The organism is Legionella sp. PATHC039 (assembly GCF_026191275.1).
GTDB classification, from domain to species: Bacteria; Pseudomonadota; Gammaproteobacteria; order Legionellales; family Legionellaceae; genus Legionella; species Legionella pneumophila.
On the sequence record NZ_JAPHOP010000001.1, the window covers coordinates 253598 to 269414 of the forward strand.

Genomic DNA, 15817 nt, shown 5'->3' on the forward strand with positions numbered 1-15817 from the left:
AGACGCTTTGCAATAGGTGTTTTCTATTTTGCAGACGTTGAGGCCTATGCCTTATTTTCTAATACTTTTGTTTTGCTTGTAAATAATGATATTGTTATCAGCCTTGTTAGGAATCATTCTAAAGGATATTTGATGCATCAGGAACATCCAGGCCAAACCGATACCCCAAAAATAGATCCTTGGTTAATATTTGTCATATTAATGTTGATGGCTTTGATGCAAACTACAACCGATCAATACATTCCTTCTCTTCCAGCGATTACCACAGCATTGAACAGCAGTGAAGCGTCTATTCAGTTAACCATTTCTATGTTTATGCTGGGTTTAAGCCTATCTCATATCTTTTATGGCCCCTTGTCAGACAAAATAGGACGCAAACCTCCGTTAATGTTCGGTGTTGGGCTAAGTATATTAGGCAGTTTGGTTTGTTTTTTTGCGCCCAACGTCAGTGTGTTAATCTTGGGTCGATTTCTTCAGGGGTTTGGAATTGGGTGTTGCAATTCAGTGGGGCGATCTTTGGTGAGAGATTTATTCACCGATCGTTTGCTGGCTAAAATTGGCTCTTATGTCGGTGTTGTCAGTATTTTTATTATGGCAGCTTCACCCACTTTAGGAGGATTTATTCAAGAGATGGCTGGGTGGAAAGCCAATTTTATGTTCTTATTTGTTTTTGGAATCCTTGTTTGGCTTTTAGCATTTTGTATTCTTCCTGAAACGAATAAACACTTAAATCCTGAAGCTACAAAAATCAAAATGATGGCGAAGAATTATTTTACCTTATTACGTAGCAAGATCTTTGTGGGATATACACTGTGCGCTTGCTTTGCTTTTGCGGGAATGGTTTCTTATCTTACGATTGCGCCATTTTTATTTCAAAATACCATGGGGTTGAGTCCCTTGGAATTTGGACGTTTAACTTTTTTTATTGCGGGCGCCATCTGTTTTAGCGGGATTGTCAACAGTCAGCTGGTCATGCGTAAAGGAATATCCTTTATGGTTTGTACCGGTGTTCTTTTTATGATTGTCGGTGGTTTAAGCCTGTTATTAATTACGATACTGGGTTGGTCACAAATCTATTTTATTATGATTTCAATGACATTATTTAGTGCTGGTGCCGGATTTACATTTATTAATGCCTTTGCCGGTGCGTTTCATCCTTTTCCGCAAATGGCTGGAACGGTTGGGGCTTTATATGCCAGCATGCAGGATTTAAGTGCAGCACTGACCAGTGGTTTTATTGCGGCAATTAAGGGGTATGGTCAATATTCTTTAGCTATGATATTACTGATTTTAGGTTTAAGTTCTTTAGTGGCATGGTATTATCTTGGATTGCAAGATGACGCTATTTCAAATTAAGGGGTATTAATGAAAATTACCGATGAAGAATTGAAAAAAATTATCAGCAAATTATCTGGCTCTAAAGCCGATGACATTCAAGATGATACGGCCCTAATAGAAGATTTGCATTTGGATTCTTTAAAAATTGTTGAGCTTTTGGCTATCCTCAGTGAAGAATATCAATTAGAGGTTAGTGAAGAAGATGCGATGAATTTTCATACTTACAAAGATTTGTATGATTTTACGCAAGCCTGATTGTTAACGGTTATTCCATTTTTTGTAGTGAGCTTGGGCATTTTGCTCCATGGCCGCTAATCTATAAGAGTAAATAGTTTTAGCTTGACAGCTATGGGTAAAATGCCTTAACAAACAATAAAGCCAAATCAGATAACTTCCAATAAAGAACAGGCTGCAATTCCTCCTCCACCTGCCGCCACCAAAAGTACTTTTTCCCCAGATTTTATTTTGCCATCCGACCTCAGTCGATCCAAAGCGATGCCTACACTGGATCCTGAAGTATTTCCTGTTTCCTCAACAGTTTTTATCGTTTTTTCTTCAGGAAAACCTAATTGTTTTGCTACCGACAAAACCAGATTTTTATTTCCCTGATGAGGAACAAGCCATTGGATATCAGAGATTGTCAGATTTAATTCTTTTAGAAAATCTTTGGCGCTATCTGCCATTCCATGCACTGCTTTTACAAATAAAGCAGTACTTTCCTTTATGGTAATGTAAAATTGCTCATTATCATTACAAACTGCGGCAGGCAAGCGGGAACCTCCTGCTGGAGTTGAGACGGCATCATATACTTCACCGTCAGCAAACAACGCAGACGCTATAAAACGAAAGTCTGCTTCTTCTTTATCTTGAGAAACACAACATGCTGCTGCTCCATCACCGAATAAAACACTGGTTGCAAAATTGTTTTTATTTAAAAATTTGGAGCGAATTTCGCTGGCTATGAGTAATACCGAACCATCATTGGTCTGTGCTAAAGCAGCACTTGTATGCAAACCGACAACAAATCCGGCACAGGCAGCTCCTATATCAAAAGCTCCGGCGTTTTGTAGGCCAAGTCTGTATTGTACGAGAGGGCTGCTTGGCGGGGAGGGGTAATCCCCTGAGATAGTGGCCAGGATCACTTGGTTCACTTTATGTTTTTCCCTGGGTTTTTCCATAAATAAATGTTCTGCCGCTCGCACAGCCAGATCGCTACAAGCTTGATCCTCATTTACCCAATGCCGGTTTTTAATTCCAGTTGAAAATCCAATTACGGCTGGATTTTGGGTACTGTTCATCCAATTGAGAACATCTTGGTTGCTCATGATTCTCTCGGGAAGCGCGACACAAGGGCCTTTTATATAGATGGGTTTTTCACAACGGAAAAAATTCATGACAACAATCCTTCTGAACGCATTAAAGGCAGACCACCACTGACTGTTACAACTGATCCCGTCATAAACGAGGTTTTTGACAAAAGTGGATCAATGGCTTCCGCAACTTGAGTTGGTTCACCCATAGTGCCCTGTGGAATAATTTGTATTACCTTTTCTTGATAGACTGGATTTTTCCAAAATTGCTCTGTTCTCGAGGTTTTAATTAAGCCTACGCGTACTATATTAGACAAGATATTGTTAGCACTATAATCAACAGCCAAATTTAAAAATAATCCTTCCAGAGCAGCTTTTGCCGTACAATAAACAGGGTATCGACTGGTGCCAGCTGTTGCTGAAAGACTTGAAATGAGGACTAGTCGCCCGAATTTATTTTTTAGCAAGGCAGGTAATAAACGATGAATAAGCCAAATGTTGCCATTGAGATTGTTATCCAGGTAAGTACGAACAGCGTTATAGGGCAATGCATGTAATTTACGCAGTTGGGTGACCCGAGTGAACGCATTTAATATGATGCCATCAAGTGGTTCTCTTAAAATCAGTTCCAAATCGTTTTCACAAGCTTGAGGATCTGAAAAGTTATAAATGAAACCTGTCACGTCAATGTTTTGTTGGCGGTATATTGCAAGTGTTTCATTAAGACTGTCGTCGTTAGAACAGGTAATGATGATCTTATCGCCTGATTCACTGCGTCGTTTCGCTATGGCTTGGGCAATCTCAGAGGAGCCGCCAGTAATCAGGATATTCATTTTGCCCCCAGCTCAATGAGGTATTGTTCAATAGTATCGATCGATTCGTAATGCTCTTTCTCAAGTGGAATGACAGGGATTTTAATTTCAAATTCACGTTCCAACTCAATGATTAACAAGGCCAGCATCAAACTATCCAAGCCCCCTTGCTCAAGTTTTGCCTGTTTGTTTCCAGGAAGATTGGTAAGACCAATTCGTTCCAGTACTTGTTCAATTCGATTACTTAGCATTATTTTTTTCCTTATTATCTAAACCATCAATATTCAATACCAATGCTTTTCTATCAAGCTTCCCATGTTGATTTCTGGGTAGGGATGACATGAGCTGTAATTGAATAGGCAATTTCCTGGGTAGTAGATGCGTTTGTATTTTTTCTATTAAATTTTGTTCAGAAATGGAAGAGGGCAGCGATTTTTTTTCGATACAGACAATTAATCGTGTCCCATATATCTTGTCTTCCTGAGGAATAACAATGGCCTCTTTTATCACATCAATTTGGCAAATTTTTTGCTCGATCTCAGAGAGGTTAACTTTTTCTCCCCCAATATTAACAAGACTGTCTCGACGGCCTTTGATTGCGATTAGCCCATTGGGTAATATTTCTGCAATATCTCCTGTTGATAACCAGCCATTTTGTATTTTAGTACTATCTTTTTCACCAAGATAACCCAGCATCATTTGAGTACCGCTAATTAATAATTCATGTTCAGCAGAAAGTTTGACCTTCCAATCGCCAACAGGATAACCTGCATAATTTTCTGTGAATAAAGGATCCTTACTGGAATAAGTCAGCACTCTAGGAGACGCTTCAGTTAAGCCGTAATTGTTATAGATGATAGCGTTAGGAAATATTTGTTTCAAATCCGTTCTGAGTGCAGTGGATAAAGGAGCGCCAGCAGAAACAATCGCGTTAATTTTGGCTGCGCTATCAGGGTATCGTTTTGCTATGGCATTGATAGCTACCCAGTGAGAAGGTACGCCACTCCACATTTGAGGAACGGTACTTTGCTCCATTAGCATTTTAATGTCTGTAAAATGAGTGATTAGTCGAGTGGTCAGGCCAAACATTAAACCAGGGAGCAATTGGCCCAGAAGGCCAAAAGAATAGGATAAAGGTAAAAAGAGCAATTGATCTTGAGTTTTTTTAAATTCCAGCGCTTTTATGACCGCATGGCAGTTGGCTTTTAAGTTGATGCTTGATAGTTGAACTGCTTTTACTGATCCTGTGCTTCCTGAGGTGAAGAGAATAAGCGCTGTCTGGGGATGGGGCTGGATCGTTTTATTTTCACATATTTCCTGCAATTCCCCTTCTTCATTTATCATTACGGCATTACCCAAAAGAGACAGTCGTCTTTGCTTTTCTTCCTCTGAAATGGAATTGGGGAAAAGGGCAATGGGGCGACCAGTTTCCAAACAGGCTAATAGTTGAATAATAAATCCAATCTCATGTCTTGCATGGAGGACAATGATGGTTTTTGGAAGTTTCAGGAATTGCTTTGAACATGCTAAAACTTCATGTGTTAATTCATCAAAAGTTATTGCTCGATTGCCCTGAGTGATTGCTACTTTATTTGGAAGATCTGGCGCCAAAAACAGCATGATTTTATTCCTCAATTTTATTGAGCTGCCAGGTAGCCACTATTGGCAGAGTTTTATCCAAAAGATGTTTTCGGCAAAAATTCCTGCGAATTTTTCCGCTGGTAGTATGTGGCATTGCTTTAAGAGGAATCAGGACTATAGTATGTACCTCCAATTGGTGGTTTTCGTAAACAAGCTCAAAAATCTCATTGAATAAATTGTCTTGAGCGACGTCATCCATGAATCGATTTTTTACTTCACACATCACAGTCAGTTTATATTCATGCTCCTCCTGAATCACAAAAGCAGCGCATTTGCCCAATACGTGATGGAGAGGAGAATGCATCAGGCTGAACTCTATGTCCTGAGGATAATGATTTTTACCATAAATAATAATTAAGTCTTTAATGCGTCCAGTAACGTATAACTCATTCTCATGGAGAAAGCCCAAGTCCCCGGTTCTTAAATAGATTGCGCTACGCTTATCGTCTTTAATTTTCCCTGCGAACGCATGCTTTGTTTCTTCGGGTTGATTCCAATATCCTTTGGCCACACTGTTACTTTGTACCCAAATTTCACCAACCTGGTCAAAATCACATGGGATCAAGGTATCAGGATCTATAATTTTAACTGCTTGAATGGGATTCCCACTGCTGACTAACTTGTAACTGCCTGGACTGTTATCGTCATCAAAATGTACTCGATGATCTTGAAATTGTTCTTTGGCCAGAGTTAATGTTTTGTATGGACTTCCTGGTGTTCCTCCCGTCACTAACAAAGTAGCCTCAGCCAAGCCATAGCATGGATAGAAGGCTTCTTTGCGAAATCCAAACTCTTTAAATGCCTGATAAAAATGTTCCATGGTTTCTGCTCGTACTGGCTCAGCACCGTTGAAAGCGGTCACCCATGAACTTAAATCCAACCCTTCTTTTTTTTCTTCCCTGATTCGTTTGACACAATAATCGTAAGCGAAGTTGGGGCTGCCACTAATAGTGGCTCTGTATTTAGTAATATGTTTTAACCAGGAAAGCGGGTTTTGTAAAAATGAGAAAGGGGACATCATGATTGCCTGAATTCCACCATAGATGGGTGTCAGAATGCAGCCAATCAAACCCATATCATGATGTGGGGGCAGCCAGCTGAAAATAATGGTTTCATCATTCATATGAAAAGAGGTAAAAATTTTATTCAGATTATCCAGTAAATTATGGTGGCTTACCATCACTCCTTTAGGGTGCATGGTTGAGCCGGAGGTGTATTGTAAAAACGCAATGTCATTGCTCTTAATGGAGGTTGGTTGCCAACTACTACTTCTGTTTAACTCAATGCTATCAAGCGCAATAGCAGGAATTTTCAGGAATTTGGGATTTGTATTTAATTCGTCTGCGGTGAATTTTTTGATGTGATCCGCAATCATCAGTACTATGATCGGTTTTGAGTTGGTAACTATGCGTTGTGCCTTGTCCAATAATTTTTCTTGGGCTGGTGGGTAAATGGGTACAGCAATGCAGCCTGCATAAAGGCAGCCCAAAAATGCCTGGATAAGGGGTAATCCAGGTGCAAACAATAACAAGACCCTATCCCCAGGTTTTGCTCCTTCTGCTTGTAAAGTTGCCGCAATTGCTTTGGCGTGTCGATCCAGTTGCTCATAAGTCATCGTCTCTTCCAACTCTTTGTTCAGAAAAGTACAGCTTTTCTTGTTAGGGCTGTGTAAAGCACGTAACCTGACGACGTCAACCAGAGACTGGCACTGCATATATTCTTTTTTCACTATAAAACACCTCAATTGCTATATGATGCTTTTTGATAGTTCAGGACTTGTCCCGCATAGGATAGACCACCACCAACACTCATCAGAAGAATTTTCCCTGATCTGTCAAACAATTTTTCCTCCACTGCCCTTGCTAATGTGTAGAGAACTGATGCGCCACCTATATTGCCTATCGTATCAGCATCCCAGATGATTATTTTGTCGTTTAAATGATTTTCATGAAGTACTTGGTCTATTAATTTTCGATTGACCTGATGTGGGATTACCCATGTTATCTCGTTTTTTTCCTTTTCTGTTGGTAATAAATTATCAAGCATTTGCATGTATCTGGAATAGGCCAACTCTTTCATTAGGGTTTCATCACCCACCAGATGATAACCAACCGAATCGATTTGCTCATGAGTTGGCGGGAATACCCCTTGAGTCGTAAATGCGTTGACGTATTGACCATCAGTAGAAAAAAAACTCTTTTCAATGGTAAAAGACCCCTCCTTGCTTTTTTCTAAAAGTAAGGAGGCAGCTCCATCAGCCAAACCTATCCAGGTTTTTTCATTCTCAGGGTCAATCACTTTGGAAAGTGTTTCAGAGCAACAAACCAATATTTTTTGATACCCCAAAGCCATCATTGCGTAGGCAAAATGCAAGGTCGATAAAGAGGTGGAGCAACCGGTTTTTAAATCGTAAGCGGGCGCATTTAATTTCAGGTTTCCAAGTACAGCAGCCGCTTGAGATCCCGTAAAGCGTTTATTAGTTGTCGAGCCCAAGAGAAATGCGTCGACATCTTTTGACCTACTGTGGGTTATCAGTTTATCTACTGCTTGCATAGCTAGCGATTCAGAAGACAGTTCTATTGAATTGTCGAGTGATTCCCAGGGTTTGTGGCACCAGTATCGAGTATGAAAGCCAAATTCTTCGCCTATTTTTTCTGCGAATTTTTCGAGAAAACCTTGAGACTTATCTGCAGTTCTCGGAAAATTCTTTAAAATTTCCAGGTTCGTGATAGGGCCTGATGCAGGCAGAATTCTTGATGCGCCAGTAATTTCAAATTGTATGTTAGGTTTTAAGATATTCATAAAGTGGCCTTATTTTGTCTGGAGCGCATAGAGGTTACAATTATTGAAATTACACTCTTTCTATCCTGCTAGATCAAGAATTTTTATCTTTTTCGTATAAATAGCTCTAAACTTATACAATTAAGAGTAGCCTATTTTGCTAATTAAGTTATTATGACTATGGATCAAATTTCCAAATCAGAGAGTCTCTGGTCCCAGGATTTAAATATTGCAAGAGGAAAGAGGTATGTCTTCCCAACATACAGATAAGACATTAATTAAATGGATAGATAATTTAATTGATGAACAAAGTTTTTTACCAATAGGTTCTGAATATATTCCAGATAATAAACCTCATTCCCTTCCTGGCGCTGAGGTGATTACCGGATTAGCCAAAGTGAATCAAAGGCCAGTAGCGATTTATGCTCATGATTCTTCAGTCAACAGGGGGTATGTTACCCGACAAGGCGCTAGAAAGATTATTCATTTAATGGATAAAGCGGAAAAATTACGCATTCCCATCGTTGCCTTTTTAGCATCTCCCGGGGTTTCTCTCGAAGAAAATTTGCTGAGTGGTGACGAATACACTCAAATTATTGCTCGCAATATTAGACTGTCAGGAATTATCCCACAATTTGCAGTAATACTGGCACCCACTCTTGGAGCGCCGGCATATTCCGCCGTGTTAATGGACTTATTATTTTTTAACAAGCATAGAAGTTATCTTATGGTGACCAGCCCTATGGTAGTGCAACAAGCCATTGGTGAAAAGGTGACTATGAGCGAACTGGGGAGTGCAACATTGCATGCAACGACAACGGGTATTGCTGATTTCGTGGATGATAGTGTTACAGCACAAATAAATCATGTGAAAGCCATGCTTGGTTTTTTTCCCCTACATACCAATGAGCGCCCGCCTGTTCATTCTATAATAGAGCCTAATCATCCCATTCCGGATATTCCTGCAAATCCCAGAGTACCATTTAATATGCTCAATTTAATTCAGGCTGTAGTGGATAATTCAAACGTTATCCAGTACAAAAGGACTTATGGGCAGGCAATGATTTGTGCTTTTGTACACCTGCACGGTTTTGCAGTAGGGGTTGTCGCTAATCAAAGCATTCGTTATAGCGGAGCCATCGATTCTGATGCGGCTCAAAAAGCAGCCAAATTTATACGAATATGTGATGCTTATTCTATACCGATTTTGACTTTCATCGATGTTCCCGGTTTTATGCCAGGCAAAAGAGAGGAACAAAAGGGATTATTGCAGCATGGTGCAAGGTTTTGTGTAGCGATGCAAACCAGAGTGCCAAGATTAAGTGTTATCGTTCGTAAATGTTATGGAGCGGCTGCTTTTCTTATGATGCAAACCAAATCGCAAAATGGCGATTTGGTTTTGGCTCTGGAAACAGCAAATCTCGGTGTCATGGGTAAGGAAACGACCAGTAAGGTGCAAGCTAAGGATGGTCAAGCAGCACAGGAATCATCACAGTCCCAATTGTCAGAAAAATCTCAGATTGATGATTCTCTCATGGAGGCTTATTCTCTGGGCTTGATTGATGAAATTATCCGACCGGCTCAAATTCGCTGTCGCCTGGCGTCTCATTTAGAGTTTTTATATAGAAGTATGGAAACCATGCCTTTGGCAAAACACTCTATTGTATAAGGAAAATAATGACTTCTTATGAGAATTTGATACAACTGTCTGAATTTTTCGAGTCATGCTTGGGCAATCCTTGGGATGACAGTTCTCCTGTTAGTTTTCAACAAATTTTGCTCGCTGACGAGCAGGAAATATTAGCTTCGTCACCAATAGAATTCATTAAACAATGGGGTTATTTGGACTATACCATACCCCAATATTTAGGGGGTAAGTTGAACTCCCTTGATGAGTTATATACTTTAACCAGGTTGTTGGCCAGGCGTGATATCACTATGGCTATTATGTTTGGATTGGCTTTCTTTACTGCATTGCCAATATGGATAGCTGGAAGTTCCAGGCAAAAGAAACGTTTGAGCGAGTATCTTCGCCAGGGAAAAATAGGCGCTTTGGCTTTGACCGAAGAAGAGCATGGAACCGATTTGACTTCCAATAAGATGAATGCCAAATCAACTGAAGAGGGCTGGGAAATTTCGGGACGAAAATGGTGTGTTAATTTTGCAACCTTGAGCGAGTATGCTGTGGTGTTGTGTCGTACTAATGAGAAGGGAGGGCTATTAGGTTTTTCTTTGTTTTATATCGATAAAAAATCAGCTGAAAAGGGCATTTCTCCCACACCTAAGCTGCCAACTCATGGAGTCAGAGGGTTAGACATCAGTGGTTTTTCTTTTGATAAAGTGACAGTGTCTAAAGACGCATTAATAGGAAAGGAACAACGTGGTTTGGAAATCACCTATAAGGTATTCCAAATTTCGCGTACCTTATGCGCCTGTTTGGCGATTGGAGGAGCTGATTCTGCTTTGAGGCTGGCATTGTCTTACAGCTTACAAAGGCAACTGTATGGCAAATCAGTGTTTGAAATACCAGCAGTAAAACAACGGTTGGGTGAGTTATTTACTCTTTTATTAATTGCGGATTGCACTGCTCAGGTTATGGTTCGCGCCTGTACGGTAATACCGGAAAAAATGAGTCTTTGGTCAGCAATTATTAAATTCCTTATTCCGCATATTGGAGAAGATATAGCAGAACAGTGTGCCATTATTCTAGGCGCCAGAGCTTATCTGAGAACCACTCAATGGGCTATTTTTCAGAAAATAAGACGCGACATTCAAGTGGTTGGCTTGTTTGATGGAAGTACTCAAGTTAATTTATCAATTATTGCTGGTAATTTGTTGCCTCAGGCAGGCATGCGGGGTAAAAATCGGGGAGAGCATTCCGGAAAAATTGAGAAAATTTTTAATGTTCGTTTGTCTTGTCCTCCTTTTAAGGAGGATAGACTCGGTTTGTTTACTCATGAAGAAGATGATGTATTGGCTGGTATCCTATCGTTAAACTCAATTCCAATCAATCCATTGATCACTACAATACGTCATGAAATTGAAAAATTGGATCAAGAAGTCATCCGTTTACATGATGAGAAATTATTTGACCCACGCAGTTTAGCCGTTTTTCGTTTGGCAGAAAAATATTGCTGGATTTTTGCTGCCAGTTGTTGTTTGCAGTTCTGGCACTATAATCAGGAGATACTTTCTAATAATTTGCAAAATACAGATTGGCTGGATTTAGCGATGCAGTTAATTCTTAAGCGATTGAATTCAGGTTCGATGATTGATAGCGGGTTGCAAGAATCTATGAGTGAGCGTTTGTATTCTTTTTATCAGGAAAAACAGCTGTTTTCTATTATGCCAATACATATTGCGGGGTAATGAGAGATGAATTGGAAGAGATTTTTAATTGCCGCCATGACAAAGAAAAAATACCAGGTTTTTCTGAATGATACCAAGCATCCTAAAGAGGCGAGAGAACGATTATGGAATGCAGAAATTATCCCGTTGCTGAAAAAATCATCTTATTGGCAGAAACTATTAAAAGATCAATCTTCTGTAGCTCTTAATGACTTTGGAATTACAGAATATGAAGATTATCAGGAAGGATTGTTGGCAGCCCAGCATTCTACTATCCAACCTTTTAATGGTGAGGAATTGATTTTTTGGTCAGAAACTTCAGGAACATCAGGAGTTAGAAAATTTTTCCCTATAACAGATTCATTCCAGAAACAATTTCAGCGTACAATGGCCCCGTATATTTACAGTCTAACTCAGCGATTCCCCGGCTTTTTTAAGGAAAAAATGTTGTATCTTGTCGCGGTAGATACTCATAAAACGACTCCTGCCGGTATTCCTACGGGATGGATTAGTAATTTTAATTATCGTCATTTGCCTTCCTTTATTAAAAAATTTTATGCCATGCCTGATGAGGTTTTTGCTAGCCATGAGGCTTACAATCAATGGGGTCCCATCTACGGTTTGGCTTCTGATTTAAGTGCGATATTTGCGGTGACGCCGATGGTAATTGATGCTTTTTATCAACGCTGTATTGAGGGTTTTAATGAATATCTTCCTTATTTATTGGGGAATAAACCTCTGCCATCGCATCTTCCACCTCTCAACATGACCCGGAAACGACGAAGACATTTGCAGGCTTTAGCCAAGGTTGACCATCTCTCATTCAAACAACTGTGGCCATCTCTGGAAATGGCTGGATGCTGGACCTCTGGTCTTTGTGAATATCCCGCTCAGCAATTACAAAAATTGCTGGGTTCTGAGATTAAATTGGTAGACGGTACTTATTCGGCAACCGAGGGGTGGCTAACGGTTCCTGTAGAGACTAACAGCGTGGGTGGAATTTTACATCCAGGCGCACATATTGTGGAATTTATTCCAGAGGGGGAGGTAATTGAAAAAGAGAATCTTTTACAATGTTGGGAGTTGGAATTAGGTAAGAAATACGAAGTATTTTTGACAACAGCTATGGGGTTTATTCGCTACAGACTCAAAGATATTGTGAAATGTACCGGATATTTGAACAGTTCGCCAAAGCTTGAGTTCTGTTATAAAACTCAACTCTTGAAATTGGAAACCTGCTCAATTACTGGTAGTGAACTGCAAAGTGCGGTGCTGGCAACTCCGCTCAATATAGAGCCTTATTGGTATTTTGCGCGCAATAGTGTTGGGAATCGTATTGTTTTGGTGACTGATGAGGCAGAGATTTCAGAGCTATCACTGAAAAAATTGCATGAACAATTAATTCATATTAGTCCTACTTATGCTCATAGTGTGGAAACCGAAGAAGTTTTACCTGTGACCTTGCTGCAATTGCCAAAGGAAAAATTATTAGCTGGCATGCATGGGCAAACCAAACCGAAATTTATCTCTCAGGAGGTTATTGCTGAGAGATGAAGCATCCGCTGACAAATTCATTTCTTGCCTATCGTATCAATATAGATAGATTTTGGCCTATTTTAATTGGCTGTGATGGATAGTTATCAATAATGGCAATCAGCGTTTTTTTTCTGAATTATTGCCCTATTATTGATCAAATAGCCTTATTATAGTATCATTTGGGGCCATATGTTTTCCTTTATGGGTCCCTGCTGGTTTTTTATGTCATGATAGATGAAAAAAATTATTTCTTGAAGATAGAGTTTGCCAGACAGCGTGTTATCGACTTGCCTGCAGGAGAGTTTAAATATTATCTATACATTCTGTTAGAATCGATAAAAGCCCAAAATATCCCATCCAGGCGCGAATTTTTAGCAGTACTGCTAAAATTGCTGGATACCCTGCATGAATTAAAAGAATTAAAAACTTCCAATTTTTTAGATAATCAATGCCCATCAAGCCAATTACTCAAAGAATTAATGCTTCACCTCTGTGAATTGCAACAAGTGGTCAAAACTCATCATTTCACTGCTCAAGTGATGATTATTTTACTGCATATTGGCGGTATTATTTCGGCTGTAGCTTTAAGCGTAGTCGGTGGATTGTTGGGAGGAATACTGGGTTTTGTTAACGGTTTATGTGAATACAAACCGGTTATCGGTTTTCTTGTTGGAACATTTACCGGTATAGTTCTTGGTGGGCTTTTTGGTTTCAGGGCACCGAAAAAGCTATTTAAGAATGAGATACAGCGGCAAATAAAATTTGGTCTTGATGGTTTAGGTGAAAGCTTGGACAACATCAATCAGGAATATTCCTCATCAATGTTTGGTCCAAATAAAATTAAACCATTTTCATTTTATCTTGGCGAAGTGGAGGGCGAAATTAAGCAACTTTTCAATGATGATTGTGAGTATGAGGCATTTTTAAATAATAAGGTTGATTATGAAATTAACTCTTTTCTGGCCAGTTTTATTGGAGAATCCTTGCTTCATGGGTGTGTGGGTCACCATGCGTATATAAAGATTAATATTAAAAATCGTGAGTATTTAATAGAATTTACCCCTCAGCCAACCGATACCAAAGAAGCTCCGGCTCAAAGCGAAACAAGAACAGTAAGTGGTAGAAAGATTGTAGAAATGCTGGCCTATCATAAAAAACTTCAGGAAACGAATCCACCGACAGCGTCTTTCATATTAACTAAAATGAAACCCGGTGATAATGACTGTTTCAGTTACGTCAATAAAATACTCATTGGAACAAATCAACAGGGCGCTAGAATCAAGCGATTTGCCAATATGGGGCTCATTGGTTCTTTATTAGGAATGGGGATAGAGTCTTTAAGTCCTTTTAAACCAGATTTTTTTCAAACTACAAGTTCGGTGAGATCTCATAAGGAAAAAATGCCTGATCGTTCGAATGATTTGTCAATGAATAGCCTGCTACCTCAATAACCAGCCCTCCAATATCGGATTGCAAAGATAATCTGTCTTTTTCATGTTATTGCCACTTTGTGCGCATTTACTGCATATAAACTCCGCTCCTCAATACGTTTGTACCTTTCCCTAAAACAAAATAATCACGTTATGCAAGAGTTATAATATCTTGATGAAAGATATAAAAAAAACAAAATGAAAAAGGATTTTATACATTGTTGAATTTATGTCATATACTTTAAAGCGATAGCTCTTAAAAATAAGGTATATATCATGGACATGAAAAAATATATTTTATCTCTTTCTCTACTGACGGTGATCAATTCTTCAGCTATCGCCACGACTCAGGAAGGTGAGGAGGCCTATAACAAGGGGTATTACGAAAAAGCATTTATTTTGTTGTCTCCTGAAGCGGATAAAGGAGATGCCAAGGCTCAATATTTGCTGGGTAAGATGTATTATAATGCCCAAGGTGTAACTTATAATCCGGAAAAAACAGAGCAATTATTACTTGCCTCAGCGAATCAAGGTAATGTCGATGCCCAGGTATTGTTAGCCGGTTTCTATTGGTACCTTAATACACCTGAGGGCTATAAAAAGGCGTTTGAATGGTATCAGAAAGCAGCGGATCAAAATAATGCAGATGGTCAATATGGCTTGGGCTATATGTATGATACAGGAACGGGTGTACCTCAGAATTCCGATACAGCCATGGTATGGTATAAAAAAGCAGCAGAGCAAGGCAACTCTAATGCGGCTTTGGCTATTGGTTATAATTATGATACCGGTACAGGAGTGAAAAAGGATAAGACTCAGGCTCTCAACTGGTATGCAAAAGCAGCTGACTTAGGTAATGCCAGCGCACAATATAATCTTGGTTTGATGTATGAACAAGGGGATGGTGTTCCTAAAGATTATCAGAAAGCAGCAGAGTATTTCGAGAAAGCAGCGAATCAAGGTCATGCCAAATCACAATTGGAGTTAGGTTATTTATATGATTCTGGAAAATTAGGTAAATCTGATCTGCAAAAGGCTGCTTTTTGGTATCAAAAAAGCGCAGATCTGGGGAATGCCAATGCCCAATTTAATTTAGCTGATATGTATTTTTACGGTGATGGGGTCGGTAAAAGCCTTGAGCAATCCGTATACTGGATGCAAAAAGCAGCTGAGCAAGGGTATGGTAAGGCTCAAAATCAATTAGCCATCTATTACAGAGACGGTATTGGTGTTGCTGCTGATCCTGTAAAAGCTTATGCCTGGTTTACAGCAGCCAAGAATAATGGCTTTGAAAAAGCGGCGAGTAATGCCAGTGATCTTGAGAAATCTATGAACCCAGAGGATCTGAGTAAGGCGAGAACTTTAGGACAACAATATACCGATAATTACAAGGCCAAAAAATAAATGCCTGTTACCTGTTTTCAAGAGCTAGGGATACTACATTTGTGGGCTATGGGAGTGTGCGAGAGAATTCTCGCATACACTCGCCCAAAAATAGAAAAATATAAAGTTAATTTCAGCAGAATAAAAAGACCTCTTTGAATTTAAGAAAGTATCTTCCAATCTTTTGTTTGTTTTTGTTAGTATACCTCCAGATTTAAATAAAACAGACAGGACTTAC

13 protein-coding genes are annotated in these 15817 nt (G+C 39.4%); 7 read left to right on the top strand and 6 right to left on the bottom strand.

Annotation, left to right across the window (positions count from 1 at the left end; genetic code table 11):
- The first annotated feature begins 132 nt into the window (after window positions 1-132).
- Together OQI99_RS01220 and OQI99_RS01225 are read left to right on the top strand one after the other, a co-directional pair.
- On the top strand, window positions 133-1356 hold the full coding sequence (locus tag OQI99_RS01220; RefSeq protein WP_265732336.1) for a multidrug effflux MFS transporter: 1224 nt from the start codon (window positions 133-135) through the stop codon (window positions 1354-1356).
- Between the two features lie 9 nt (window positions 1357-1365).
- Complete coding sequence (locus OQI99_RS01225) at window positions 1366-1593, top strand: acyl carrier protein (RefSeq protein WP_011216137.1); 228 nt, start codon at window positions 1366-1368, stop codon at window positions 1591-1593.
- Between the two features lie 128 nt (window positions 1594-1721).
- Here the strand turns inward: OQI99_RS01225 and OQI99_RS01230 are convergent, their stop codons facing one another.
- Genes OQI99_RS01230 through OQI99_RS01255 form a run of 6 tightly spaced genes read right to left on the bottom strand, consistent with a single transcriptional unit; the run spans window position 1722 to window position 7903 of the window.
- Window positions 1722-2732, bottom strand: coding sequence for a 3-oxoacyl-ACP synthase III family protein (locus tag OQI99_RS01230; protein WP_265731127.1), 1011 nt, complete (start codon window positions 2730-2732; stop codon window positions 1722-1724).
- Entirely contained in the window at window positions 2729-3481 is a 753-nt protein-coding gene (locus tag OQI99_RS01235; protein WP_265731128.1) for an SDR family NAD(P)-dependent oxidoreductase, read from the bottom strand. Before OQI99_RS01235 ends, OQI99_RS01230 begins: the two co-directional genes overlap by 4 nt.
- Window positions 3478-3711, bottom strand: coding sequence for an acyl carrier protein (locus OQI99_RS01240; RefSeq protein ID WP_265731129.1), 234 nt, complete (start codon window positions 3709-3711; stop codon window positions 3478-3480). The genes OQI99_RS01235 and OQI99_RS01240 overlap by 4 nt, the downstream gene beginning before the upstream one ends.
- Window positions 3701-5080 carry a class I adenylate-forming enzyme family protein gene (locus OQI99_RS01245; protein ID WP_265731130.1) on the bottom strand — a complete coding sequence of 460 codons (1380 nt, stop codon included), beginning with the start codon at window positions 5078-5080 and terminating at the stop codon, window positions 3701-3703. Before OQI99_RS01245 ends, OQI99_RS01240 begins: the two co-directional genes overlap by 11 nt.
- Before the next feature lie 4 nt (window positions 5081-5084).
- Window positions 5085-6830, bottom strand: coding sequence for a fatty acyl-AMP ligase (locus tag OQI99_RS01250; RefSeq protein ID WP_265731131.1), 1746 nt, complete (start codon window positions 6828-6830; stop codon window positions 5085-5087).
- Window positions 6831-6841: 11 nt separating this feature from the next.
- Window positions 6842-7903: a 3-oxoacyl-ACP synthase III family protein gene (locus OQI99_RS01255; protein ID WP_061512730.1), complete on the bottom strand. Its 1062-nt coding sequence runs from the start codon at window positions 7901-7903 to the stop codon at window positions 6842-6844.
- Between the two features lie 226 nt (window positions 7904-8129).
- Between OQI99_RS01255 and OQI99_RS01260 the strand changes: the two genes are divergently transcribed.
- The 5 genes from OQI99_RS01260 (at window position 8130) to lpnE (ending at window position 15600) form a co-directional block, all read left to right on the top strand.
- Window positions 8130-9551, top strand: coding sequence for an acyl-CoA carboxylase subunit beta (locus OQI99_RS01260; RefSeq protein WP_265731132.1), 1422 nt, complete (start codon window positions 8130-8132; stop codon window positions 9549-9551).
- Between the two features lie 8 nt (window positions 9552-9559).
- Window positions 9560-11251 carry an acyl-CoA dehydrogenase gene (locus OQI99_RS01265; RefSeq protein WP_265731133.1) on the top strand — a complete coding sequence of 564 codons (1692 nt, stop codon included), beginning with the start codon at window positions 9560-9562 and terminating at the stop codon, window positions 11249-11251.
- 6 nt (window positions 11252-11257) lie between these two features.
- Window positions 11258-12784, top strand: coding sequence for a GH3 family domain-containing protein (locus tag OQI99_RS01270; RefSeq protein ID WP_265731134.1), 1527 nt, complete (start codon window positions 11258-11260; stop codon window positions 12782-12784).
- A gap of 209 nt (window positions 12785-12993) precedes the next feature.
- Complete coding sequence (locus OQI99_RS01275) at window positions 12994-14217, top strand: hypothetical protein (RefSeq protein ID WP_265731135.1); 1224 nt, start codon at window positions 12994-12996, stop codon at window positions 14215-14217.
- A 255-nt stretch (window positions 14218-14472) separates the two neighbouring features.
- Window positions 14473-15600 carry a Dot/Icm type IV secretion system effector LpnE gene (gene lpnE / locus OQI99_RS01280; protein WP_061512735.1) on the top strand — a complete coding sequence of 376 codons (1128 nt, stop codon included), beginning with the start codon at window positions 14473-14475 and terminating at the stop codon, window positions 15598-15600.
- Window positions 15601-15817: the final 217 nt, after the last annotated feature.